21 protein-coding genes and 1 riboswitch are annotated in these 22,095 nt (G+C 73.2%); of the genes, 6 read left to right on the plus strand and 15 right to left on the minus strand.

The window, feature by feature from the left end:
- Positions 1 to 21: 21 nt before the first annotated feature.
- The 3 genes from ACSHWO_RS13745 to glyA form a co-directional block, all read right to left on the minus strand.
- A complete protein-coding gene (locus ACSHWO_RS13745; RefSeq protein WP_361093560.1) occupies positions 22 to 621 on the minus strand; it encodes a 2'-5' RNA ligase family protein in 600 nt (199 codons plus the stop codon).
- A 130-nt stretch (positions 622 to 751) separates the two neighbouring features.
- Positions 752 to 1,765, minus strand: a complete 1,014-nt coding sequence (gene trpS, locus ACSHWO_RS13750; RefSeq protein WP_438312104.1) for a tryptophan--tRNA ligase — start codon at positions 1,763 to 1,765, stop codon at positions 752 to 754.
- 242 nt (positions 1,766 to 2,007) lie between these two features.
- Positions 2,008 to 3,276 carry a serine hydroxymethyltransferase gene (gene glyA / locus ACSHWO_RS13755; protein ID WP_361093566.1) on the minus strand — a complete coding sequence of 423 codons (1,269 nt, stop codon included), beginning with the start codon at positions 3,274 to 3,276 and terminating at the stop codon, positions 2,008 to 2,010.
- 35 nt (positions 3,277 to 3,311) lie between these two features.
- Positions 3,312 to 3,402: riboswitch (ZMP/ZTP riboswitch) on the minus strand.
- Between the two features lie 125 nt (positions 3,403 to 3,527).
- Between glyA and rocD the strand changes: the two genes are divergently transcribed.
- A complete protein-coding gene (gene rocD / locus ACSHWO_RS13760; protein ID WP_438312106.1) occupies positions 3,528 to 4,736 on the plus strand; it encodes an ornithine--oxo-acid transaminase in 1,209 nt (402 codons plus the stop codon).
- Between the two features lie 104 nt (positions 4,737 to 4,840).
- Here the strand turns inward: rocD and ACSHWO_RS13765 are convergent, their stop codons facing one another.
- From ACSHWO_RS13765 to ACSHWO_RS13775, 3 genes are read right to left on the minus strand one after another with little or no spacing between them, the layout of a single operon-like run.
- A complete protein-coding gene (locus ACSHWO_RS13765; RefSeq protein WP_385847666.1) occupies positions 4,841 to 5,461 on the minus strand; it encodes a hypothetical protein in 621 nt (206 codons plus the stop codon).
- A gap of 43 nt (positions 5,462 to 5,504) precedes the next feature.
- A complete protein-coding gene (locus tag ACSHWO_RS13770) occupies positions 5,505 to 6,695 on the minus strand; it encodes a glutathionylspermidine synthase family protein (RefSeq protein WP_438312108.1) in 1,191 nt (396 codons plus the stop codon).
- Positions 6,696 to 6,699: 4 nt separating this feature from the next.
- Positions 6,700 to 6,999, minus strand: a complete 300-nt coding sequence (locus ACSHWO_RS13775; protein ID WP_361093578.1) for a hypothetical protein — start codon at positions 6,997 to 6,999, stop codon at positions 6,700 to 6,702.
- A gap of 97 nt (positions 7,000 to 7,096) precedes the next feature.
- Here ACSHWO_RS13775 and ACSHWO_RS13780 point away from each other — a divergent pair, with 97 nt between their 5' ends.
- A complete protein-coding gene (locus ACSHWO_RS13780; RefSeq protein WP_438319082.1) occupies positions 7,097 to 7,969 on the plus strand; it encodes a hypothetical protein in 873 nt (290 codons plus the stop codon).
- 22 nt (positions 7,970 to 7,991) lie between these two features.
- Here the strand turns inward: ACSHWO_RS13780 and ACSHWO_RS13785 are convergent, their stop codons facing one another.
- Positions 7,992 to 9,392: a PLP-dependent aminotransferase family protein gene (locus ACSHWO_RS13785; RefSeq protein WP_438312111.1), complete on the minus strand. Its 1,401-nt coding sequence runs from the start codon at positions 9,390 to 9,392 to the stop codon at positions 7,992 to 7,994.
- Between the two features lie 46 nt (positions 9,393 to 9,438).
- Here ACSHWO_RS13785 and ACSHWO_RS13790 point away from each other — a divergent pair, with 46 nt between their 5' ends.
- Positions 9,439 to 9,942 (plus strand): carboxymuconolactone decarboxylase family protein, encoded by a 504-nt coding sequence (locus ACSHWO_RS13790; RefSeq protein ID WP_361093584.1) that lies wholly within the window; start codon positions 9,439 to 9,441, stop codon positions 9,940 to 9,942.
- Between the two features lie 115 nt (positions 9,943 to 10,057).
- Here ACSHWO_RS13790 and ACSHWO_RS13795 read toward each other — a convergent pair whose 3' ends face one another.
- The 3 genes from ACSHWO_RS13795 to ACSHWO_RS13805 all read right to left on the minus strand — a co-directional run bounded on the left by ACSHWO_RS13795 (position 10,058) and on the right by ACSHWO_RS13805 (position 12,685).
- Positions 10,058 to 11,047: a malate dehydrogenase gene (locus tag ACSHWO_RS13795; protein ID WP_385847676.1), complete on the minus strand. Its 990-nt coding sequence runs from the start codon at positions 11,045 to 11,047 to the stop codon at positions 10,058 to 10,060.
- 281 nt (positions 11,048 to 11,328) lie between these two features.
- Positions 11,329 to 11,832, minus strand: a complete 504-nt coding sequence (locus ACSHWO_RS13800; RefSeq protein ID WP_438312114.1) for a DUF3017 domain-containing protein — start codon at positions 11,830 to 11,832, stop codon at positions 11,329 to 11,331.
- Complete coding sequence (locus ACSHWO_RS13805) at positions 11,822 to 12,685, minus strand: bifunctional methylenetetrahydrofolate dehydrogenase/methenyltetrahydrofolate cyclohydrolase (protein ID WP_361093596.1); 864 nt, start codon at positions 12,683 to 12,685, stop codon at positions 11,822 to 11,824. The genes ACSHWO_RS13800 and ACSHWO_RS13805 overlap by 11 nt, the downstream gene beginning before the upstream one ends.
- 258 nt (positions 12,686 to 12,943) lie before the next feature.
- On the opposite strand from ACSHWO_RS13805, the gene ACSHWO_RS13810 reads away from it, so the two are divergent.
- Positions 12,944 to 13,573: a hypothetical protein gene (locus tag ACSHWO_RS13810; RefSeq protein ID WP_361093599.1), complete on the plus strand. Its 630-nt coding sequence runs from the start codon at positions 12,944 to 12,946 to the stop codon at positions 13,571 to 13,573.
- 88 nt (positions 13,574 to 13,661) lie between these two features.
- Here ACSHWO_RS13810 and purH read toward each other — a convergent pair whose 3' ends face one another.
- Both purH and purN read right to left on the minus strand, forming a co-directional pair.
- Positions 13,662 to 15,242, minus strand: coding sequence for a bifunctional phosphoribosylaminoimidazolecarboxamide formyltransferase/IMP cyclohydrolase (purH, locus tag ACSHWO_RS13815; RefSeq protein WP_438312116.1), 1,581 nt, complete (start codon positions 15,240 to 15,242; stop codon positions 13,662 to 13,664).
- A complete protein-coding gene (gene purN / locus ACSHWO_RS13820) occupies positions 15,239 to 15,862 on the minus strand; it encodes a phosphoribosylglycinamide formyltransferase (RefSeq protein ID WP_361093605.1) in 624 nt (207 codons plus the stop codon). Before purN ends, purH begins: the two co-directional genes overlap by 4 nt.
- A gap of 313 nt (positions 15,863 to 16,175) precedes the next feature.
- Between purN and ACSHWO_RS13825 the strand changes: the two genes are divergently transcribed.
- Positions 16,176 to 16,841: a hypothetical protein gene (locus tag ACSHWO_RS13825; RefSeq protein WP_438312119.1), complete on the plus strand. Its 666-nt coding sequence runs from the start codon at positions 16,176 to 16,178 to the stop codon at positions 16,839 to 16,841.
- Between the two features lie 4 nt (positions 16,842 to 16,845).
- On the opposite strand, the gene ACSHWO_RS13830 is transcribed toward ACSHWO_RS13825, so the two are convergent.
- Positions 16,846 to 18,678 carry a cell division protein PerM gene (locus tag ACSHWO_RS13830; RefSeq protein WP_438312121.1) on the minus strand — a complete coding sequence of 611 codons (1,833 nt, stop codon included), beginning with the start codon at positions 18,676 to 18,678 and terminating at the stop codon, positions 16,846 to 16,848.
- A gap of 108 nt (positions 18,679 to 18,786) precedes the next feature.
- Here ACSHWO_RS13830 and ACSHWO_RS13835 point away from each other — a divergent pair, with 108 nt between their 5' ends.
- Positions 18,787 to 19,818 carry a hypothetical protein gene (locus ACSHWO_RS13835; RefSeq protein ID WP_438312123.1) on the plus strand — a complete coding sequence of 344 codons (1,032 nt, stop codon included), beginning with the start codon at positions 18,787 to 18,789 and terminating at the stop codon, positions 19,816 to 19,818.
- Positions 19,819 to 19,901: 83 nt separating this feature from the next.
- On the opposite strand, the gene sucD is transcribed toward ACSHWO_RS13835, so the two are convergent.
- Both sucD and sucC read right to left on the minus strand, forming a co-directional pair.
- Positions 19,902 to 20,792 (minus strand): succinate--CoA ligase subunit alpha, encoded by an 891-nt coding sequence (gene sucD, locus ACSHWO_RS13840; protein ID WP_361093617.1) that lies wholly within the window; start codon positions 20,790 to 20,792, stop codon positions 19,902 to 19,904.
- Between the two features lie 23 nt (positions 20,793 to 20,815).
- Entirely contained in the window at positions 20,816 to 21,997 is a 1,182-nt protein-coding gene (gene sucC / locus ACSHWO_RS13845; RefSeq protein WP_361093620.1) for an ADP-forming succinate--CoA ligase subunit beta, read from the minus strand.
- Between the last annotated feature and the right edge of the window lie 98 nt (positions 21,998 to 22,095).

Here is a 22,095-nt window from a genome sequence, read left to right on the forward strand (position 1 = left end):
GCCGCTGCGGCGGGAGCCGCGTCAGGGCTGCTGCACGGAGGTGTCCGCGGCCTCATCGGCCGGGGCGCCGGCCTGCGCCGGGACGGTGCCCGCCGCGCCGCTGCCGAAAGGGTATTCGCGCAGCTTGCGCCACACCCCGTCCGAGCCCTGCTCGTAGAGCGCGAAGCCGGTGCACATCCACCCGGCCGCGTAGTCGGCGAGCTCCGCGAAGGCCAGGTCCATCGCCTCCTCGGAGATCCCGTGGGCGACGGTGACGTGCGGGTGGTACGGGAACGCCAGCTCCCGGTCGAGCGGCCCGGCCGGGTCGCGGACCAGGCCCTGCAGGCGGGTGCAGCCAGCGCCGCCCTCGGCGACCTTCACGTAGACGACCGGGGAGAGCGGGCGGAAGGTGCCGGTGCCCTCCAGCCGCATCGCGAAGGGCCCGAAGGCTGCCGCGACCTCGGCGAGGTGGGCCCTGATCTCCGGCAGCCGGTCCGCGTCCACCTCGGTGGGCGGGACGAGGGTGACGTGCGTGGGGATGCCGTGCGCGGCGGCGTCACCGAAGCCTGCGCGCAGCTCCTGGAGCTGGGTGCCGTGCGGCTCCGGGACCGCGATCGAAACGCCGAGCGTTACGGTCCCCACGTAGCTCTCCTTGGTCGTCCGTGTGCCGGATGTGTGCGTGCCGTGCCGATCCAGTGTGCGGCCGAGGGCCCCCGGAATGCCAGGGGCCTTCTTCCGCCGGGACTCCGCCGGGTGCTCCGGCGGGGCCGGGTCAGTGCTTCGCGGGCAGGAAGCCGAGGCGGTCGTACGCCTGCGCCAGGGTCTCGGCGGCGACCGCACGGGCCTTCTCGGCGCCCTTGGCCAGGAGGGCGTCGAGCGTCTCCGGGTCGTCCAGGAACTCCTGGGTGCGCTGCTTGAACGGCGTGACGAAGTCGACCATCACGGCGGCGAGGTCGGTCTTCAGCGCGCCGTAGCCCTTGCCCTCGTAGCGGGCCTCCAGGGCCGGGATCGTCTCCCCCGTCAGGGTGGAGTAGATCGTGAGCAGGTTGCTGACGCCCGGCTTCTTCTCCGTGTCGAAGCGGATCTCGGCCTCGGTGTCGGTGACCGCGCTCTTGATCTTCTTCTCGGTGGCCTTCGGCTCGTCGAGGAGGTTGATCAGGCCCTTGGGGGAGGACGCGGACTTCGACATCTTGATCGCCGGGTCCTGGAGGTCGTAGATCTTCGCGACCTCCTTGACGATGTGCGCGGCCGGGAGGGTGAACGTCTGCCCGAAGCGCTGGTTGAAGCGCTCGGCCAGGTCGCGGGTCAGCTCGATGTGCTGGCGCTGGTCCTCGCCGACGGGGACGGCGTTCGCCTGGTAGAGCAGGATGTCGGCGACCTGGAGGATCGGGTACGTGAACAGGCCGACGCTGGCGGCGTTGACCCCGCCCTTGGCGGACTTGTCCTTGAACTGGGTCATCCGGCTGGCCTCGCCGAAGCCGGTGATGCAGTTCATGACCCAGGCGAGCTGCGCGTGCTCGGGGACGTGGCTCTGGACGAAGAGGGTGCAGCGCTCCGGGTCGAGGCCGGCGGCGAGCAGCTGCGCCGCGGAGAGCCGGGTGTTCGCCCGGAGTTCCTTCGGGTCCTGCGGCATGGTGATCGCGTGCAGGTCGACGACCATGTAGAACGCGTCGTGCGTCTCCTGGAGGGCGACGTACTGGCGGATCGCTCCGAGGTAGTTCCCGAGGTGGAACGAACCGGAGGTGGGCTGGATACCGGAGAGCGCGCGAGGACGATCAGAAGCCATGGCTTCATTCTCTCAGGTGCGCGCACCGACTCGGGCCGTTTACCGGCCGGAAGACGTCTGCTGCCCGCGGGGGTGCGACACGGGTCACACCCCCGCGGGCCTGCCCGGCCCGGACACCGTCCACGTACCGGGCGGTAGCCGGGCGGCCGGATCCCGACCCGGCCGAGCGACCGCTTCCGGGCCCGCCGGCGTCCGTGGCGCGGGGGTCCGGGGCGGAGCCCCCGGGAAGCCGGCCCGCAGGGTCAGGACAGCGGAAGGCCCGGCGCCGGGTGGGCGGCCATGAGGTCGGCGACCTCGGCCCGGATCGCGGCCAGACCCGCCTCGTCGCCACCCGCAGCGGCATCCACGGCCCGCGCGATCCAGTCGGCGACCTGCGGCATGTGCTCCGTGGTCAGACCGCGCGAGGTCAGCGACGGCGTACCGATCCGGATCCCGGACGGGTCGAACGGCTTGCGCGGGTCGAACGGCACCGTGTTGTAGTTCACGACGATGCCCGCCCGGTCCAGCGCCTTCGCCGCGACCTTGCCCGGAACCTCCTTGCGGGTCAGGTCGATCAGGATCAGGTGGTTGTCGGTACCGCCCGACACCAGGTCGAAGCCGCGCTCCAGCAACGCCGCGGCCAGCGCCTTCGCGTTGGCCACGACCGCGTGCGCGTACGCCGTGAACGACGGCTGCGCCGCCTCGTGCAGGGCCACCGCGATGCCCGCCGTCGTCTGGTTGTGCGGGCCGCCCTGGAGGCCGGGGAAGACGGCCTTGTCGATGGCCTTGGCGTGCTCCTCGCGGCACATCAGCATCGCGCCGCGCGGGCCGCGCAGGGTCTTGTGGGTGGTCGTGGAGATGACGTCGACGTGGCCCGCAGGGGAGGGGTGGGCCCCGCCCGCGATCAGGCCCGCGATGTGGGCGACGTCGGCGACGAGGACCGAGCCCGCTTCCTTGGCGATGGACGCGAAGGCCTCGAAGTCGATCGTGCGGGGCAGTGCGGTGCCACCACAGAAGATGATCTTCGGGCGTTCGGCCAGCGCGAGGTCGCGCACGGCGTCGTAGTCGATCAGCCCGGTCTCCGCGGAGACCCCGTACTGCACGCCGCGGAACCAGCTGCCCGTCGCCGAGACTCCCCAGCCGTGCGTCAGGTGCCCGCCCATCGGCAGGGCCATGCCCATCACCGTGTCGCCGGGCTGCGCGAAGGCCAGGTACACGGCCAGGTTCGCGGGCGAGCCGGAGTACGGCTGGACGTTGGCGTGGTCGACGCCGAACAGGCCCTTGGCCCGCTCGACGGCCAACGCCTCGATCCGGTCGATGTTCTGCTGGCCCTCGTAGTAGCGGCGGCCCGGGTAGCCCTCGCTGTACTTGTTCTGCAGGACGGTCCCGGAGGCTTCGAGCACCGCGGCCGACACGTAGTTCTCACTGGGGATCAGACGGAGCGTCTGCGCCTGGAGCTGCTCCTCGGCGGCGACGAGGGAGGCGAGTTCGGGGTCGGTCGCGGTCAGGGCGGGGTGGCGGTGCGCGGTCACGGCGGCTCCTCCGGGGTCGATGTCGGTTCTCGTCCCCGCGAGGCCCAGGCGAGCGGCCCTGTATGCGGTCGTGCGCGCACGACTCCCCCGGAGTCCGTTCTCCGTGCGCCAGTCGCCGTGCGTACCGCCCACCTTAGCGGGCACGCCACCGGAAAGGTTTCCGCGTCCGGTATACGAGCGACGTATAGCCGTATACAAGGTGACACCACCGTGTCACCGCACCCCGCCCGCTGACGACGATCGGAGACCCCGTGTCGACCACTGCAGATGCCATCGCCGCCGCCGAGGCCCACAGTGCGCACAACTACCACCCGTTGCCCGTGGTCGTGGCGACCGCGGAGGGTGCGTGGATGACCGACGTGGAGGGCCGGCGCTACCTCGACATGCTCGCGGGCTACTCGGCGCTCAACTTCGGCCACGGCAACCGCCGTCTGCTCGACGCGGCGCGGGCGCAGTTGGAGCGGGTCACGCTGACCTCGCGGGCCTTCCACCACGACCGGTTCGCCGAGTTCTGCACCGCCCTCACCGAGCTGTGCGGCAAGGAGATGGTGCTGCCGATGAACACGGGCGCGGAGGCCGTGGAGACGGCGCTGAAGACCGCCCGGAAGTGGGGGTACGAGGTCAAGGGCGTACCCGACGGCCACGCCAAGATCGTGGTGGCGTCCGACAACTTCCACGGCCGGACGACGACCATCGTGAGCTTCTCCACCGACCACGAGGCCCGCGACCACTTCGGGCCGTACACCCCGGGGTTCGAGATCGTCCCGTACGGGGACCTCACCGCCCTCGCCCACGCCATCACCTCCAACACGGTGGCCGTGCTGCTGGAACCGATCCAGGGCGAGGCGGGGGTGCTGGTGCCCCCGGCCGGCTACCTGCGGGGCGTACGGGAGCTCACGCGCGAGCGGAACGTGCTGTTCATGGCGGACGAGATCCAGTCCGGGCTGGGCCGCACGGGCCGCACCTTCGCCTGCGACCACGAGGAGGTCGTGCCGGACGTCTACGTCCTCGGCAAGGCGCTGGGCGGCGGCGTGGTGCCGGTCTCGGCCGTCGTCGCCGACCGGGACGTGCTCGGCGTCTTCAAGCCCGGCGAGCACGGCTCCACCTTCGGCGGGAACCCCCTCGCCTGCGCGGTCGCCCTGGAGGTCGTCGCGATGCTGCGGACCGGCGAGTACCAGCAGCGCGCCGCCGAACTCGGCGACCACCTGCACCGGGAGCTGAACCTGCTGGCCGGCGGGGGCGCGGTGACCGCCGTACGCGGCCGCGGCCTGTGGGCCGGCGTGGACATCGAGCCCGGCCACGGCACGGGCCGGGAGGTCTCGCAACGGCTGATGGAGCGGGGCGTCCTGGTCAAGGACACGCACGGCGCCACGATCCGCATCGCCCCGCCGCTGGTGATCAGCAAGGAGGACCTGGACTGGGGCCTGGACCAGCTGCGCGCGGTCCTCGCCGCCAGCTGACGGACCGCCCCGGCGGGCCCGGCGCGGTGGTGTGCCGCGCCGGGCCCGCCGGAGGGTCCGCCGGCGGGGAAGAACGGCGTACGGGGGCGCCCGGCCGGGAGCCGTCAGAGCGGCAGCGCGACCAGCCCCCACCGGCGCCGCTCGGCCTCCCCGACCACCTCGGCCCAGCCCGACAGCAGCCCGGTGAACGCGTCGAAGTCCGCGATCCACCCCCCTGGGACCGCGACGTGGCGCGCGTACGGCTCGCGCAGGCTCGGCAGGGCCACCGCGATCTCCCGCCAGTCGCGGCCCAGCCGGGCCACGGCGTCCGGCCCGCGGGCGACGAGCGGCCCCGACCGCCACAGCGGGGCGAGGGAGGGGAACAGCCCGGGCTCCACGTGCTCGGCGTCGGTCCCGGGGTCGGGCCCCGACCAGACCAGCGCGCTCAGGAACGCGTCCAGGGCCGCCCGCAGCGCGGGATCGGCGGCGCCCCGGACGTCCTCCCACGCCTCCGCGGCCCGGAAGTGCGGCTTGTACGAGCCGAGCGTGCCGGCGAACTCGTAGCGGCCGAGCCAGGCCCCGTCCGGCTCGGCCGGCCACACCCAGCCCGCGTCGGGGACCGGGGCGTCGCCGTCCCCGTCGTCGTCCGGGTACGCCGACTCCTGCAACACGGCGAGCCGCTCGTCCGGCGGGATCCGCACGAGGTGCGCCCAGTCGACCGCCAGGACCGTGATGTCCGTACCCATGCGGCGAGGTTAGCCGGGGCGGGCAGGCCCCCCGGCGACGGCACTAGAGGATGACGTGCGGAAGGAAGCGGGCGTACTCGTCCGTGACGGGCCCCGCGGACTCGCGGATCCCCAGGCCCGCGGCCTCCTCCTCGACGACCCAGGCACCGAGCACGACCCGGTTGCCGTCGAAGTCGGGCAGCGGGGCCAGCCCCTGGTAGACGTACCGCTCGCCCTCGGCCGGGGTGAACGGCTCGCCGCCGGGGGTGTGCAGGCTGACGCCTGCGCCCTCGCGGCCCAGCAGCGGCTTCGCCGCGAAGCCGGTGGTGTCGGCCAGTTCGCGGGGGCCGTCGAGGTAGGCGGGCAGCAGGTTGGGGTGTTCCGGGAAGAGCTCCCACAGGATCGCCAGCAGCGCCTTGTTGGACAGCAGCATCTTCCACAGCGGTTCGATCCAGCACGTGGTGCCGGAGCCGCCACCCTGGTCGTAGGTGTCCAGGACGTGCGGGCCGAACTCGTCGGCGGCCAGCCACTCCCACGGGTAGAGCTTGAAGATGCCGCGGATGAACCGCAGGTGCTGGTCGACGAACCGGCCCGAGAGGGTGTCCCAGCCGATCTGCTCGACGGACAGCGCCTCGGTGTCCAGGCCCGCCTGCTCGGCGGTCTCCTGGAGGTAGGCCACCGTCATCAGGTCCTCGCCGAGCTCGTCGGCCGCGGAGTGCGCGAAGTGCACCGGGCCGGGCGGCAGCAGCTCCGCCTGCCGTCGCCAGGCGTCGACGAGCCGTTCGTGCAGGGAGTTCCACTGGTCGGCGCCCGGGAAGCGCTCCTCCATCCAGAACCACTGCGGACTGGCCGCCTCCACCAGGGAGGTGGGGGTGTCGGCGTTGTACTCCAGCATCTTGGCGGGGCTGCCGGAGCCGTCGTAGCGCAGGTCGAAGCGGCCGTACAGGGAAGGCTGCTCGGCACGGCGCCGCCAGGACTCGGCGATCATCGCGGCGAGCTTCGGGTCGGTGATGCCGAGGTCGGCGAAGCGGTCGTGCTCGACGATGTGCGCGGCCGCGGCCAGGCACATGGCGTGCAGTTCCTCGACGACGTTCTCCAGCGCCTCGACCTCGGGCAGCGAAAAGGAGTAGTAGGCGCTCTCGTCCCAGTACGGACGCAGGGAGTCGTCGGGGTAGCGGGTGAGGGGGTAGACGAGCCCCTGCTCCTCGACGGTCCTCTGCCAGTCCGGCCGCGGCTCGATGGTGTGGCGCTGCACGGGTTCAGCCTCCGCTGGAGCTCTTGCCGCCGCCGATGCCGCCGGTCTTGACGGCCGACTTGTCGAAGCTCCCACCGCCGACCCTGTTGTTGGTGACGGTGCCGCCGTAGTAGTACGACCCGCGGCCGCCGCTCCTGCACTCCTTGGTGTTGAGCTTCTCCAGGGTCACGCGGTCGGCGCAGCGCTTGTCCGGCTCGCTGCTGCTGCCGCAGGCGACGAGCGCTGCGGCGAGCAGGCCCATGCCGCCGAGGGCGACGCCGCCGGAGCGCATGCGTCGGGTGGTGCTGCCACTGCTGCTGTCCATGGCCGACAGACTAGAACGGGGCATCGAAGGGATGGAATCCGGCCGTCGAAACCGTCACCGAGACTCCATGATCTAGAGTCGATTCGTGCTGATCGGTATGGTTTGCGCCCTCGGAGCCGCGGTCTGCTTCGGCACGGCGTCGGTCCTGCAGGCGGTCGGCACCCGGGCCGTCGAGCCCGGGTCCGGATCCGGCGTGGACACCGCGCTGCTGCTACGCGCCGTGCGCCAGTGGCGGTATCTGGCCGGTCTGGGACTGGACGCCGCCGGGTTCGTGCTCCAGATCATCGCCCTGCGGCGCATCCCGATCTACGCGGTGGGCGCCGCCCTGGCCGCGAGCCTCGCGGTCACGGCGGTGGTCGCGGCGCGGATGCTGCGGATGCGGCTGAGCGGGACAGAGTGGTCCGCGGTGGGCGTGGTGTGCGCGGGGCTCGCCATGCTGGCGCTGTCCGCGGGCGAAGAGGGCCCCGGGCAGGGTTCGTTCGCACTGGAGCTGGGCCTGCTGCTGACCGCGGGCGGGGTGCTCGCCGTCGGCGCGCTCTGCGGCGGCCTGCCGGACCGCGCGCGGGCACTGGTCCTGGGCCTGGCCGCCGGGACGGGCTTCGGGGTGGTGGAGGTCGCGGTGCGCCTCGTCGACGGCTTCTCCCCCGCCGAACTGCGCAACCCCGCCCTGTACGCGCTCCTGCTCGGCGGGGGCGCGGCCTTCCTGCTGCTGACCTCGGCGCTGCAGCGCGGCTCGGTCACGGTGGCCACGGCGGGCATGGTGCTGGGCGAGACGATCGGCCCCGCGGTGGTCGGGGTCGTCTGGCTCGGGGACCGCACCCGCGAGGGCCTGACCTGGCTGGCGGTCCTCGGCTTCGTCGTGGCCGTGTCCGGAGCGCTGGCCCTGGCCCGCTTCGGCGAACTCCCGGGGCCGGGTCCGGGTCCGGGTCCGCAACCGCGGCCGGGTCCGGCGGCGGGGAGCGCCCCGTAGTGCCGCGGCCGGCGCCGGACCGTCAGGGCAGGCAGGCCGCCAGGGCCGCCAGGGAGGCGGACCAGGCGCTCGTCGAGGGGGTTCCGTAGCCGACGACCAGTGCCTCCCGCGGCGGCTCCACCGCGTCCGGGTGGGCGTAGCGGGACAGGGTCTCCAGGGCCACGTCGTGCCAGGCCGCCGCCCGCAGTACCGCGTCCTGCGCCCCCGCCGGGAGGTCCAGCACCGCGTGCAGGCCCGCCGCGATGCCCGAGACGGCGACCCGCCCCGACACCGCCGCCAGCAGCTCGTCCCGGCGGCGCCGGTAGCGCAGCCGCATGCCGCGCACGTGGCGGTCGTACGCACCCGAACGGATGAACTCCGCCAGGGTCAGCTGGTCCAGGGCGCTCGACGCCCAGTCGAACCGGCCCTTGGCCGCGAGGACTTCCTCCAGCAGCCCCGGCGGCACCACCATCCAGCCCATCCGCAGCCCCGGGGCCAGGGACTTGCTCGCCGTGCCGAAGTACACCACCCGGTCGGGGTCGAGCCCCTGGAGGGCGCCGACCTGCTGGCGGTCGTAGCGGAACTCCCCGTCGTAGTCGTCCTCCAGGATCAACCCGCCCGTGGTCCGGGCCCAGTCGACCGCCGCCGCCCTCCGGGCCGCGGTCAGCGCCACCCCGGTCGGGAACTGGTGGGCGGGCGTGAGCAGCACCGCCCCCGCGTCGCCGGCGGACAGCTCCGGGGTGCGGGCGCCCGCCCCGTCCACCGTCAGCGGGGCCGTCCGCAGCCCGGCCCGGGTCAGCAGCTCGCGGTGCTCGCCCAGGCTGTACCCCTCCACCGCCACCTCCCGTACCCGGCGCGCCCGCAGCACCCGCGCCAGCACCGACAGCCCGTGCGCGAAGCCGGAGCACAGCACGATCCGGTCCGGGTCGGCGTACACCCCGCGCGCCCGCGCCAGGTAGCCGGCCAGCGCCTCGCGCAGCTCGACCCGGCCGCGCTGGTCGATCCCGTAGCCGAAGGCCTCGTTCGGGGCGTCCGTCAGCGCCCGCCGGGCCGCCGCCAGCCAGGCCGCGCGCGGGAACCCGCCCAGGTCCGGGGTACCGGCCAGCAGGCTGTGCGCGGCCCCCCGGCGCGCCGGCGGCCGGACGCGGGCCGCGGCCGCCGCGGACCGGCGGGGCCGTGCGCGCTCCGCGACCCGGGTCCCCGAGCCCTGGCGGGCCGTCAACCAGCCCTCGGCGACCAGTTCGGCGTAGGCCTCCGCGACCGTGTTGCGCGCGATCCCGAGGTCGGCGGCGAGCGACCGCGAGGACGGCAACCGGGTTCCGGGAGCGAGCCGGCCGCTGCGCGCGGCGTCCCGCAACGCCTCGGTGAGGCCGGCCCGCAGGCCGCGCCCGGCGGACAGGTCCAGATGCAGGTCGGCCCCGAGATTGGCCCACGATTCCGTCATGAACATGGACCATATCCGCGGGCCGCCTGCGCCCTAGGGTGGGGGCATGACCACGACTCACGACCACAGCACCGACTACGCCGCCGAGCACACCCCCCGCATGGGCTGGACCAAGCACGTGCCCGAGGTCTACAAGGCGATCGTCGCCCTGGAGGTTGCGTCGAAGAAGGGCCTGGACCCGCTCCTGGTGGAGCTCGTCAAGATCCGCGCCTCGCAGCTGAACCACTGCGCGTTCTGCCTGGACATGCACTCGAAGGACGCGCTGGCCGCGGGCGAGAGCCTGCAGCGGATCGTCCAGCTCAGCGCCTGGGAGGAGTCGCGGCACTTCTACACCGAGAAGGAGGTCGCCGCGATCGAACTGACCGAGGCGGTGACCGTGTTGACGGACGGCTTCGTGCCGGACGAGGTGTACGAGAAGGCCGCGAAGCACTTCGAGGAGAAGGAGCTGGCCCAGCTGATCGCCGTGATCGCGACGATCAACGTGTGGAACCGCTTCGCCGTCACCACCCGCATGGTCCCCGGCCACTACACCCCGGGCAGGCACCACTGAGGCGACCCCCGACGGGGAACGGGGAACGGGGGCGACGGGGAACTGGGGGAACGGAGGGAACGGGAAAGGCCCCGGCGCGCAGTGCGCCGGGGCCTTCGCCGTGATCGGGTCCGGATCAGATGAGGCCGAGCTCGCGGACCGCGTCGCGCTCCTCGGAGAGCTCCTGCACCGAGGCGTCGATGCGGACGCGGGAGAACTCGTTGATGTCCAGGCCCTGGACGATCTCGTACTTGCCGTCCTTGCAGACCACCGGGAAGGAGGAGATGAGACCCTCCGGGACGCCGTAGGAGCCGTCCGACGGGATGCCCATGGAGGTCCAGTCGCCCTCGGCGGTGCCGTTGACCCAGGTGTGGACGTGGTCGATGGCGGCGTTGGCGGCGGAGGCGGCCGAGGACGCGCCACGGGCCTCGATGATGGCCGCGCCGCGCTTGGCGACGGTCGGGATGAAGGTGTCGGCCAGCCACGCCTCGTCGGCCACGACCTCGGCGGCGTTCTTGCCGGCGATCTCCGCGTGGAAGATGTCCGGGTACTGGGTGGCGGAGTGGTTGCCCCAGATCGTCAGGCGCTTGATGTCGGAGACGGCGGCACCGGTCTTGGCGGCCAGCTGCGAGATCGCGCGGTTGTGGTCCAGGCGGGTCATCGCGGTGAAGCGCTCCGCCGGTACGTCCGGCGCGGCCGACTGGGCGATCAGGGCGTTGGTGTTGGCCGGGTTGCCGACGACGAGGACCTTGATGTCGTCCGCGGCGTGGTCGTTGATGGCCTTGCCCTGCGGCTTGAAGATGCCGCCGTTGGCGGAGAGCAGGTCGCCGCGCTCCATGCCGGCGGTGCGCGGGCGGGCGCCCACGAGCAGGGCGACGTTCGCACCCTCGAAGCCCTTGTTCGGGTCGTCGAAGATGTCGATGCCCTTCAGCAGCGGGAAGGCGCAGTCGTCGAGCTCCATGGCGGTGCCCTCGGCGGCCTTCATGCCCTGGGGGATCTCCAGCAGGCGGAGCTTGACCGGCACGTCCGCGCCGAGCAGGTGACCGGAGGCGATGCGGAAGAGCAGCGCGTAGCCGATCTGGCCGGCGGCGCCGGTGACGGTGACATTCACAGGAGTGCGGGTCATGGCCTTCTCCGTTAGACAGCTGTGGGTGGGGCGTCCCTGCCCCATGTGCTGGCGGACGCCGCTTCCCTGCGAATCTTGACGTGAAGAGACATCCGGCGTCAGGCTATCCGACTCCCAAGGGCCCCAACCCCCCGGTCCGTGTGGTCCGTGGCACACGGGCCGGGAGTTCGAAGGCGAGCAGCCGTACACGCCCCCGCAATTCGCCCGCCCCGGTCATCCGGACGGGTGGATCCGCTGGGTCCGGCGCCGCTGGTGGGGCGGTCGCCGGACCTGCCCGCGGGTCAGCGGACGGTGAAGCGGACCGCGTCCTCCAGGAACGGGACGTCCAGCCACGGCTTGGGCGCGACCACCAGTGCGAGCAGCGTGATCGCCGCGCCCAGCAGGCCGTACGTGATCATGTCCGTGAACCGGGAGCGCACGGCGAGCATGCCCACGTCCGGCAGGACGCGCCGCAGCACCGCGGCGCCCAGCAGGGCCACGCCGATGACCAGGCAGCCGACCCGCGCCTGGTCCAGCGCGGTGAGCAGCAGCCCGATCGCGGTCGCGGCGAGCACGCTGAGCATCGGCCACTGACGGGCCGCGAGCGCGTCCCCCGGCCCGGCCCGGCCCGCGCCCTCGGGGCGGGCCGTGTCCTGCGTGACGGAGGGGAAGCGGCGCGACCTCGGCGTCTGCTCCGCCGCCCCCTCGGCCCCGGTCCCGGTCCCGGCCTCGGCCCCGGTCCCGGCCTCGGCCCCGGTCCCGGCCTCGGCCCCGGTCCCGGCCTCGGCGTCGTGCTCAGCCCGCACTGGTCGCCGTCCGTTCGGCCGCGTCGACGACGTTGACGAGGAGCTGGGCGCGGGTCATCGGGCCGACGCCGCCCGGGTTCGGGGAGATCCACGCGGCGACCTCGGCGACACCGGGGTGCACGTCGCCGACGATCTTGCCGTCCTCGTCGCGGCTGACGCCCACGTCGAGGACGGCCGCACCCGGCTTGATGTCCTCCGGCTTGACCAGGTGCGGGACGCCGGCCGCCGCGACGACGATGTCGGCGTGGCGCAGGATCCCGGACAGGTCGCGGGTACCGGTGTGGCACAGGGTGACGGTCGCGTTCTCGGACTTGCGGGTGAGCAGCAGGCCGATCGAGCGGCCGACCGTGATGCCGCGGCCGACGACCACGACGTGGGCGCCGTTGATCTCCACACCGTGGTGGCGCAGCAGCTCGACGATGCCGTAGGGGGTGCAGGGCAGCGGCCCCGGCTCGTTCAGGACCAGCCGGCCCAGCGACATCGGGTGCAGGCCGTCGGCGTCCTTCGCCGGCTCCATCAGCTCCAGCACGCGGTTGGTGTCGATGCCCTTGGGCAGCGGGAGTTGGACGATGTAGCCGGTGCAGGCAGGGTCCTCGTTCAGCTCGCGGACGACCGCCTCGATCTCCTCCTGGGTGGCCGTGGCGGGCAGTTCGCGGCGGATGGACTCGATGCCGACCTCGGCGCAGTCCTTGTGCTTTCCATTGACGTACCAGCGGCTGCCCGGGTCGTCGCCGACCAGCAGGGTGCCGAGTCCGGGGGTGACGCCCCGGGCCTTGAGGGCCGCCACACGGGCGGTCAGTTCGGACTTGATCGCGGCCGCGGTGGCCTTGCCATCGAGAATCTGGGCGGTCATGTGTCCATCCTCCCGGATGGGGCGGCCCCGGTTCCACTCGCAGCCCCTCCCCCACGTCACAGGCTTGCACCGTTCGTTGCACTTGCACAACAAGTGACGACGCCGTCGCACAACCGGCTGGACAAGTCCGGCCCGGTCAGCCGACGATGACGGGAAAGAGTGCCGCGGGCAGAGCCGGGGGGCGGGCCGCACGTAAACGCAGAACCACCTCCGTGCCGTGCCGTGCGTCCCCGCACTTCCACGGAGGAACACCCGAAGATGAGCTACGGCGACCCGAACAACCCGTACGGGCAACAGCAGGGCCAGCCCGGCTACGGCTACCCCCAGCAGCCGCAGGGCGGCTACGCCTACCCGCAGCAGACCCCGCAGGCCTACCCGTCCTACCCCGGGGGCGGCTTCCCGGCGCCCGGCGGCCAGACACCCATGCCGGGCGGGGTGAAGGCGGCCCGCACCATCCTCTGGATCCTCGGCATCCTCCAGGTCCTGGGCGGCCTGCTGATGCTGCTGGGCGGCGCCGTCTTCGCCTCGGCCCTCTCGGACTCCTCCAGCTCCACGACGAGCGACGCGGGAGCGGTCGCGGGCGGCGCCTTCGCCGTCATCGGGATCATCGTCATCGCCTTCTCCCTGTGGCCGATCCTGACCGCCGCCAAGATGGCCAAGGGCCGCGGCGGCGTCCGCGGCTCCGGCATCGCCTTCGGCGCGGTCCAGGCGCTCTTCGCCGGCCTCAGCGTGCTCACCAACCTCGCCGCGATCAGCGCCGCCGACGGCGCCCCCGCCATGGTCGTCTCGATGGTCTTCTCGCTGATCTCGCTGGCGCTGGGCATCTGGGTCATCGTCGGCCTGGCGAACTCGGCCGCCAGCGCCTACTTCGGCCGCCCGCAGTACTGACGCCCCGCGGGGGCACCGCCCCCGCGCACGGCGAAGGCCGCGCCCCGCAGCAGTCGCGGGGCGCGGCCTTCGCCGTAGGTGCCGTTGCTCAGTGGAAGAAGTGGCGGGTGCCGGTGAAGTACATGGTCACGCCCGCCGCCCTGGCGGCCTCGACGACCTGCTCGTCACGGACCGAACCACCCGGCTGCACCACGGCCTTGACGCCCGCCGCGGTCAGGATCTCCAGCCCGTCCGGGAACGGGAAGAAGGCGTCGGAGGCGGCGTACGAGCCCTGCGCGCGCTCGGCGCCGGCCCGCTCGACGGCCAGCTTGGCGGAGTCCACGCGGTTGACCTGGCCCATGCCGACGCCCACCGAGGCGCCTTCCTTGGCGAGCAGGATCGCGTTGGACTTCACGGCCCGGCAGGCCTTCCACGCGAAGGCGAGCTCGGCGAGCTCCTCCGGGGCGAGGGCCTCGCCGGTGGCCAGCGTCCAGTGCTTCGGGTCGTCGCCGTCGGCCTGGAACACGTCGCTCTGCTGGAGCACCGCGCCACCCGAGATCGGCTTGAGGTCGCCGGGCTGGTGCGGGCTGCCGTCGACGCGCAGCACGCGGATGTTCTTCTTCTTGGACAGGATCGCGAGCGCGCCCTCCTCGTAGGCGGGGGCGGCGATGACCTCGGTGAAGATCTCCGCGACCTGCTCGGCGAGCTGGACGGTCACCGGCCGGTTGACGGCGATGACGCCGCCGAAGGCGGACAGCGGGTCGCAGGCGTGGGCCTTGCGGTGGGCCTCGGCGACGTCCGCGCCGATCGCGATGCCGCACGGGTTGGCGTGCTTGATGATCGCGACGCAGGGCTCGTCGTGGTCGTAGGCGGCGCGGCGGGCGGCCTCGGTGTCCACGTAGTTGTTGAAGGACATCTCCTTGCCGTGCAGCTGCTCGGCGTTGGCGAGCCCGCCCGGCTGCCCGTCGGTGTAGAGGGCCGCGGCCTGGTGCGGGTTCTCGCCGTAGCGCAGGACGGCCTTGCGGTCCCAGGCGCCGGCCAGGAACTCGGGCAGCACGGCCTCCGGCTCCGGGGCGTACGCGTTGGTGAACCAGGAGGCGACGGCCACGTCGTAGGCGGCGGTGTGCTGGAAGGCCTCGGCCGCCAGCCGCTTGCGGGCGCCGAGGTCGAAGCCGCCGGCCTTGGCGGCCGCGAGGACGTCGGCGTACCGGGCCGGGCTGGTGACGACGGCGACGGACGGGTGGTTCTTCGCGGCGGCGCGCACCATGGACGGGCCGCCGATGTCGATCTGCTCGACGCACTCGTCGGGGGTGGCGCCGGAGGCGACGGTCTCCCGGAACGGGTAGAGGTTGACGACCACCAGGTCGAAGGGCTCGACACCCAGCTCGGCGAGCTGCTCGCGGTGGCTGTCGAGGCGCAGGTCGGCGAGGATCCCGGCGTGGACGCGCGGGTGCAGGGTCTTGACCCGGCCGTCCAGGCACTCGGGGAAGCCGGTCAGCTCCTCGACCTTGGTGACGGGCACGCCGGCGTCGGCGATCCGGGAGGCGGTGGAGCCGGTGGAGACGAGGGAGACACCCGCCTCGTGCAGGCCGCGGGCCAGCTCCTCCAGTCCCGTCTTGTCGTAGACGCTGACGAGGGCGCGCCGGATCGGTCGCTTCGACGAGGTGGTGCTGCTCTCTGCGGCGGTCACTGGATTGTTACCTTTCGTCCCTCAATGCGGTAGCCGTGCCGGGCCAGGCGCCCCACGACGTCGACGAGCAGCTTGCGCTCGACTTCCTTGATGCGCTCATGGAGAGCGGCTTCGTCGTCCTCGTCCCTGACTTCGACCACACCCTGGGCGATGATCGGACCGGTGTCCACGCCCGCGTCCACCAAGTGGACGGTGCAGCCGGTGACCTTCACGCCGTAGGCGAGGGCGTCCCGGACGCCGTGGGCCCCGGGGAAGGCCGGGAGGAGGGCGGGGTGGGTGTTGACGATGCGACCGCCGAAGCGGTCGAGGAACGTCTTGCCCAGAATCTTCATGAACCCGGCGGAGACGACGAGGTCCGGCGCGTGCTCTTCGGTCGCCGCGGTGAGCGCGACGTCCCATTCCGCGCGGCTCGCATGGGCCTTGACCGGGCACACGAAGGTGGGGATACCGGCCTTCTCGGCGCGTGCGAGGCCGGCGATGTCGTCGCGGTCGGCCCCCACGGCGACGACTTCGGCCCCGAAGCCCTCGGCTCCGCCGGGGTGGGCGTCGATGGCGTCGAGCAGGGCCTGGAGGTTGGTGCCGGAGCCGGAGACCAGCACGACCAGGCGGGAGGCGGCCATGGGAGGCCCTTTCTCGCGTAGATCGTCGTTCGTTTTTGTGTGGTCATACGAAACTTCGATGCCCTGTTTTACGGGGGACCCTACGAAGCCACCGACCGCCTGCAACGATACCGGCACACGGGACGGCCCCCGCGGGACGGGGGGACGGCCGAGGGGTAGCGTCTGGCATACAAGCCGCGAACGGTGCGGTGTCGAGGGGGCCGCGCAACCCCCGACGCGCCGCGCACGACCACCCGCGACGCATCTCGACGCCGCCGCCCCGGCCCCGGCCGGACGCGCCGGCGTCCACGACACAGGGGAAGTAACGCACTCGATGCCGGACCGCCGTCAGCCCGACTCCTCCACCGACGACAACCCCTTCGCGGCGCCCCCGGAGGGCCGGCCCGACCAGCCGTGGCAACCGCGCGGCGGCGACGGCGGCCGCCCGGGCCAGGACCCGGGGGCCGGTCCGGGTGCACCAGGTGGCGGACCCGGCGGACCGGCGCGCTGGGACCCGACGGACCCGGTCCAGCGGCGCGCCCGCTACGCGCTGCTCGCCGGCATGTGGGGCTTCTTCTTCGGGATCTTCGGGATCCCGTCGGTGGGACTGCTGCTCGGCGCGCTCGCGGTGTACTGGGGCGTCAGCGGCCTGCGCGGCCGGCCCGCCCCGGCGCGGACCGACGCGGTCGCGGCCCTGACGGGCACCGCGGCCGGCGGCGCGAACAGCGGCGCGGTCGGCGGCGCCACCCCGGAGCAGGCGGCCCGGGGCGGGCTCGCGGCGCTGGGGCCCGCGGCCGGCCCCCAGCGCGCGGCCGCGGTGAGCGGGCTGGTCACGGCCGGCCTGGCGATCCTGCTGGCGCTGGGCTCGTACGGGGTGCAGCTCGCGTACAAGGACTTCTACATCTGCCGCGACGACGCCCTGACCAAGCAGGCGGAACTCCAGTGCAACGCGCTGCTGCCGGACAACGCCCTCGGCGAGATCCTGAAGGTCCGCCCGTAGCCGGTCAGGCCGGGGGTCTGCGGCGGGGCAGCACCCGGGCGCCCGCCACCGGGGGCACCGGATGCTCCCGCAGCTCCGGGGCGGCAGCCACCTGCCGCACCGGGGACGGGAACTGGTCCAGGTCCAGGTGAAGTCCCGTCACGAGGGTGAACGGGCGGGGCCGTTTGGCCGCGCCGTCCCCACGATCGGGCGCCGTCGCAGAACCGGGTGCGGATGCGGGTTCCGGTGCGGGTGCCGGTGTGGGTGCCGGCACGGGTGCGGATGGGGGTGGCGGCGGGGTGCCCCCGACCGCCGGGGCGGTAGCCGCGGACCGGTCGTCGGCGGCGGCCCCGGGCCGGGCGGCCGGGTCCTGCGGGAGGTCGGGGACCAGGGCGTCCGCCGCCCGCCGCAGCGCCTCCCAGCGGATCTCCCGCACCCCGGCCGCGTGCCACGCGTCGTCCTCGGCGGGCTCCGCCCGTCGGACCGGCCGCATCCGCCAGGCGTGCACCGACACCGCCAGCGGCACGGCGGGCAGCAGCGCCCAGCAGCAGGCCGCCGCGCCGGTCGCCCACCACACCGGCCCGAACCGCGCCAGCTCGCCCGAACCCAGCGGGCCGCCCGAGGCCGCCGCGAGCCCGGCCATCACCAGCCCGCACACCAGCGCTCCCAGGGCCGCCGTCAGGGCCGTCTCCCCGTACGAGACCTCACGCGGCCGGCGTACCGCGAACCAGCCGACCACCAGCCCGGCCACCACCGGAACCACCGCGGTCGCGCAGGTCAGCGGGGTTCCCGGCCCCTGTGGCGGGAGCGCCGCCAGCAGCGGGAAGTCCGGCAGCGCGGGCGATCCGGCGAAACCGAGCGGGGTGGCGCTCACCCCGCTGCCGAGGGAGAACCCGGGCCCGAGGGAGTACGCCGCGCCCCACACCATCGCGTTCGGGAGCAGTGCGAGCGCGAGCAGCAGGACCGCGAACCGGCCCGACCACACGCTGGTCAGTGCCAGGAACCCGTCCTCGACCGCCCGGCCGTGCCAGCCGAGCGAGAAGCCGACCAGCAGGGCGCCCCCGCCGACCAGGACGAGCGCCCCGGCCGCCCCGGCCCGCAGTGCGACCGCGTAGCGGGGGCGGGCCACCGCCCTGCGCACGGCCGCGGGGACCCGGCGGGGCAGCGGTCCGACCGGGTGGCCCCTGGCGGCCCACACCCCGGCGCCGGCGGCGAGCACCGCGACGAGCGGGACGTGCCAGGCGGCACTGAGCGGGTTCGCGGGCATGGGGCCGGCGGCCGCGTAGACCGTGGCCAGGGAGCCGACGGCCAGGTACCCGCAGAGCACCGCGGAGAAGACGGCGCTCGCGGGCAGTCCGCCGTCGGGCGGAGCACCGCCACCGCCCTCGCCACCGGAACCACCGACTCCGCCGGAACCACCGACCCCGCCGGCACCACTGCCGGCGTCGGCACTGGCATCGGCTTCGTTGCCGGCGTCGGCGCGCGCGTCGCCGGAGGCGCTGCCGAGGCGGCCGGCGCGGCGCATGAGCAGCGCGGGCAGCCCGATGAGGAGCAGCGGGGTCACCCCGACGGGGGCCGGCACCCCCGACAGGGTGTCGTAGCGGACCAGTTCGGTGCCGTGGGCGAGGAGCCACAGGCCGGCGGCCAGGTGCAGGGCCCCGCCGGGTCCGCTGTCGGGGTACGGGGAGCTGATCCACAGCACGATGACGAGCACGGCGAGGAAACCGAGCCCCAGCCCGGCGGCCAGCGCGCCGCCCAGTACGCAGGCGGCCGCCTCGGGCGAGCGGCGCCGCCGCCGGGCCGCGGCGTGGCGGGGCCCGGGCCGCAACGGAGTTCCGCGTTCGGTCACTTGTGTCACCCCGTCATGGTGCACAACGACACGCGATATGGGCGGTTAATAGGCGAATGTCCGCTGTGTCGCTAAAGATACGTTTATGTACTTTTTCGGCATCGCCGGGAGTGTGGCATGACAGAGAGCGTCGAGGAGCCGGACAACACCCGCTTCCCGCCCCCGCCTCCGGCGGACCCCCCGTCACACCGGGGTCCGTCGACCCGCCTTGCCGAACCGCCCGGCGCGCACGGCGGGCCGGACGCGACCGGGGAGCCCCCCGCGGGGCCCCGCGGCGCGTTCGATGCGCTGTACCGGCAGACCGCGCCCGGGCTCGTCCGGCAGACCTATCTGCTGACCGGGCGCCGCTTCCTCGCCCTGGAGGCCGTGGAGCGGGCGTTCCAGCAGGCCTGGGCGCGCTGGCCCGAGGTCGCCACCGATCCCGAACCGGCCGGGTGGGTGCGCGCGGTCGCGTACGACTACGCCCTCTCCCCCTGGCACCGGCTCCGCCGCGGCGTCCAGGACCCCCTCGATCCGGACCCCGACGACCCGGACGACCCGGACGACCCGGACGCCCGGGACGGCCGGTACGGCCGGGGTGCCGCGGGCGACGCGGGCGACCCGGACGACCGGATCCTGATGGACGCCCTGCTGGAGCTGTCGCCGATCCACCGGCGCACCGTGCTGCTCTACCACGGCGTCGGCCTCGACCTCCCCGACACCGCCGCCGAGACCGAGGCCAGCACCCCCACCGCCGGCATCCGCCTCCTGAACGCCCACGACGAGCTCGCCGCCCGTGTCCCCGAACTGGCCGGTGCCCCGCCCGAGGATCGGCTCGCCCTGCTGGAGCAGCGGCTCGGCGCCCTGCAACCGGGCGTGCCGCTGGTGCCGCGTCCGGCGGCCGCCGTCCGCGGCACCGCCGAGCGCCGCACGCGGCGCTGGACCCGCGCCGTCGTCGGCATGACCGCGATGATCACCGTCGCGACCTCGTACACCCTGTCGACCGCGCCCACCCGGTACGAGGCCCCGGTCTCGCCCGGCGTCAGCGTGTCCGGGGTGCCCCCGCTGAGCGGCCCCCAGCAGCTCACCGAGGAGCGCAGACAGCTCCACGACAAGCTGCGGGACGACCCGGCCGCCGGGCCCGCCCGGCTCGCCCCGCTCGCCGGATAGGGCGCCGGGAAAAGGGCGTGGCCCGCACCCCCGGAGGGATGCGGGCCACGCCCGTACGCAAGGTCGCCCGGACGGCAGAAGGGTTACTTCGCGCCGTTCAGGATCTCGCGGGCCAGCTTCGCGGTCTCGGTCGGGGTCTTGCCGACCTTGACACCGGCGGCCTCCAGGGCCTCCTTCTTGGCCTGCGCCGTGCCGGAGGAGCCGGAGACGATGGCGCCGGCGTGGCCCATGGTCTTGCCCTCGGGAGCGGTGAAGCCCGCGACGTAGCCGACGACCGGCTTGGTGACGTTCTTCGCGATGAAGTCCGCCGCGCGCTCCTCGGCGTCGCCGCCGATCTCACCGATCATGACGATCAGCTCGGTGTCGGGGTCGGCCTCGAAGGCCTCCAGGGCGTCGATGTGCGTGGTGCCGATGACCGGGTCGCCACCGATGCCGACGGCGGAGGTGAAGCCGATGTCGCGCAGCTCGTACATCATCTGGTAGGTCAGCGTGCCGGACTTGGACACGAGGCCGATCTTGCCGGGCTTGGTGATGTCGCCCGGGATGATGCCGGCGTTGGACTGGCCGGGGGTGATCAGACCCGGGCAGTTCGGGCCGATGATGCGGGTCTTGTTGCCCTTGGCGGACGCGTACGCCCAGAAGGCGGCGGAGTCGTGGACCGCGATGCCCTCGGTGATGACGACGGCCAGCGGGATCTCGGCGTCGATGGCCTCGACGACGGCGGCCTTGGCGAAGGCCGGCGGGACGAAGAGGACGGAGACGTTGGCGCCCGTCTTCTCCATCGCCTCGGCGACCGAGCCGAAGACCGGGACCTCGGTGCCGTCGAAGTCGACGGTGGTGCCGGCCTTGCGCGGGTTCACGCCACCGACGATGTTCGTGCCGTCGGCGAGCATCAGCTTGGTGTGCTTCATGCCCGTGGCACCGGTCATGCCCTGGACGATGACCTTGCTGTCCTTGTTGAGGAAGATAGCCATGGTGAGTCTGTGACCTCGTCCCTTTACTTCGCAGCCGCAGCGAGCTCGGCGGCCTTGTCGGCCGCGCCGTCCATGGTGTCCACGCGCTGGACCAGCGGGTGGTTGGCGTCCGAGAGGATCTTGCGACCCAGCTCGGCGTTGTTGCCGTCGAGGCGGACGACGAGCGGCTTGGTGACCTCTTCGCCCTTGTCCTTGAGCAGCTGCAGGGCCTGGACGATGCCGTTGGCGACCTCGTCGCAGGCGGTGATGCCGCCGAAGACGTTGACGAAGACGGACTTGACGTCCGGGTCGCCGAGGATGATCTCGAGACCGTTCGCCATGACGGCGGCGGAGGCGCCACCGCCGATGTCCAGGAAGTTGGCGGGCTTGACGCCACCGTGGTTCTCACCGGCGTACGCGACGACGTCCAGGGTGCTCATGACGAGACCCGCGCCGTTGCCGATGATGCCGACCTCGCCGTCGAGCTTGACGTAGTTGAGGCCCTTCTCCTTGGCAGCGGCCTCCAGCGGGTTGGCGGCGGCCTTGTCCACGAGCTCCTCGTGGGACGGCTGACGGAACTCGGCGTTCTCGTCCAGGGAGACCTTGCCGTCGAGGGCGATGACGTCGCCGGAGGCGACCTTGGCCAGGGGGTTGACCTCGACGAGGAGCGCGTCCTCGGCGACGAAGGTGTCCCACAGGGTGACCAGGACCTCGGCCACCTTCTCGGCGACGTCGGCCGGGAACTGGGCCAGCGCGACGATCTCGCGGGCCTTCTCGATGGAGACGCCCTCGTTGGCGTTGACCGGGACCTTGGCGAGCTTCTCGGGGGTCGTCGCGGCGACCTCCTCGATGTCCATGCCGCCGGCGACCGAGGCCATGGCCAGGAAGGTGCGGTTGGTGCGGTCCAGCAGGTAGGAGACGTAGTACTCCTCGACGATCTCCGGAGCGGTCTCCGCGATCATCACCTTGTGGACCGTGTGGCCCTTGATGTCCATGCCCAGGATGTCCGTCGCGCGGGCGACGGCCTCGTCCGGGGTGGCGGCCAGCTTGACGCCGCCGGCCTTGCCGCGGCCACCGACCTTCACCTGCGCCTTGACGACAGACTTGCCGCCCAGCCGCTCGGTGGCCTCGCGAGCCGCCTCAGGCGTGTCGATCACTTCACCGGCCAGCACCGGTACACCGTGCTTGGCGAAGAGGTCCCTCGCCTGGTACTCGAACAGGTCCACGCGCGTCCGTCCCTTGTCTTCAAAGATTCGCAGTAATTCGCGGTTGTCTGCGTGGGCGTGCCGCGGAGGGCAACGTGACGGCGCTGTCACAGGGGATG

It is taken from the genome of Streptomyces pallidus (ex Mingjun et al. 2026), from assembly GCF_051550185.1.
Taxonomy (GTDB): Bacteria; Actinomycetota; Actinomycetes; order Streptomycetales; family Streptomycetaceae; genus Streptomyces.

Excerpts from the sequence above, each read along its gene's own strand:
- ACSHWO_RS13775 (WP_361093578.1), bottom strand. The coding sequence starts at position 6,999 with ATGGACAGCAGCAGTGGCAGCACCACCCGACGCATGCGCTCCGGCGGC.
- ACSHWO_RS13805 (WP_361093596.1), bottom strand. The coding sequence starts at position 12,685 with ATGACCGCCCAGATTCTCGATGGCAAGGCCACCGCGGCCGCGATCAAG.
- ACSHWO_RS13785 (WP_438312111.1), bottom strand. The coding sequence starts at position 9,392 with ATGACGGAATCGTGGGCCAATCTCGGGGCCGACCTGCATCTGGACCTG.
- ACSHWO_RS13825 (WP_438312119.1), top strand. The coding sequence starts at position 16,176 with ATGCCGGACCGCCGTCAGCCCGACTCCTCCACCGACGACAACCCCTTC.
- ACSHWO_RS13810 (WP_361093599.1), top strand. The coding sequence starts at position 12,944 with ATGAGCTACGGCGACCCGAACAACCCGTACGGGCAACAGCAGGGCCAG.
- sucD (WP_361093617.1), bottom strand. The coding sequence starts at position 20,792 with ATGGCTATCTTCCTCAACAAGGACAGCAAGGTCATCGTCCAGGGCATG.
- ACSHWO_RS13765 (WP_385847666.1), bottom strand. The coding sequence starts at position 5,461 with ATGGGTACGGACATCACGGTCCTGGCGGTCGACTGGGCGCACCTCGTG.
- ACSHWO_RS13780 (WP_438319082.1), top strand. The coding sequence starts at position 7,097 with ATGGTTTGCGCCCTCGGAGCCGCGGTCTGCTTCGGCACGGCGTCGGTC.
- ACSHWO_RS13795 (WP_385847676.1), bottom strand. The coding sequence starts at position 11,047 with ATGACCCGCACTCCTGTGAATGTCACCGTCACCGGCGCCGCCGGCCAG.
- purN (WP_361093605.1), bottom strand. The coding sequence starts at position 15,862 with ATGGCCGCCTCCCGCCTGGTCGTGCTGGTCTCCGGCTCCGGCACCAAC.
- ACSHWO_RS13835 (WP_438312123.1), top strand. The coding sequence starts at position 18,787 with ATGACAGAGAGCGTCGAGGAGCCGGACAACACCCGCTTCCCGCCCCCG.
- trpS (WP_438312104.1), bottom strand. The coding sequence starts at position 1,765 with ATGGCTTCTGATCGTCCTCGCGCGCTCTCCGGTATCCAGCCCACCTCC.
- ACSHWO_RS13790 (WP_361093584.1), top strand. The coding sequence starts at position 9,439 with ATGACCACGACTCACGACCACAGCACCGACTACGCCGCCGAGCACACC.